At 59.4% G+C, this 599-nt stretch carries 1 protein-coding gene; it reads left to right on the forward strand.

All coding sequences use genetic code 11. The annotated features are described in order from the left end of the window. On the forward strand, positions 1 to 551 hold a 551-nt coding region (gene lepB, locus NW858_RS11620; protein ID WP_414520557.1), incomplete at its 5' end, for a signal peptidase I. Positions 552 to 599 lie beyond the last annotated feature (48 nt).

Genomic DNA, 599 nt, shown 5'->3' on the forward strand with positions numbered 1-599 from the left:
CCTTCGGCATTCGCTCCTTTGTGGCGGAAGCACGTTGGATCCCATCTGATTCGATGCTGCCCACCCTAGAAGAAGGGGATCGGCTGGTGGTGGAAAAGGTCAGCTACCGCTTCAGCTCCCCCAGACGGGGCGACATCATCGTCTTCTACCCGCCTGCCAAGCTGAACTTCGACGGTGCCTACATCAAGCGGGTGATCGGCCTGCCGGGAGATCGCATCCGCATTGCCGATGGCAAGGTGATCGTCAACGGCATCCCGCTCCAGGAGGACTATATCTACGCTCCCCCCAATTACTCCTGTCCGGGCGAGCGCTGCCCCGGCGTGCCCAACCAGGGATCCGAATTTCTCGTCCCCCCCGGCTCCTATTTTGTGATGGGGGACAACCGCAACGACAGCCAAGACTCCCATGTGTGGGGATTTTTGCCGGAAGAGAACATCATCGGCAACACCATCTTCCGCTTTTGGCCCCCCAATCGCCTGCACTTTTTCACCCCCCCAGAGTATCCGGAGCTCTCTTCTGAAGGGGTGCAGGCTTCGGGGAGTCGAACCTAAACCTGGAAAAGTCTCTCAGCGGGCCCGCTCCAGCACATAGTCCACCAT

Source organism: Synechococcus sp. H55.10 (genome assembly GCF_047502715.1).
Classification (GTDB): Bacteria; Cyanobacteriota; Cyanobacteriia; order Thermostichales; family Thermostichaceae; genus Thermostichus.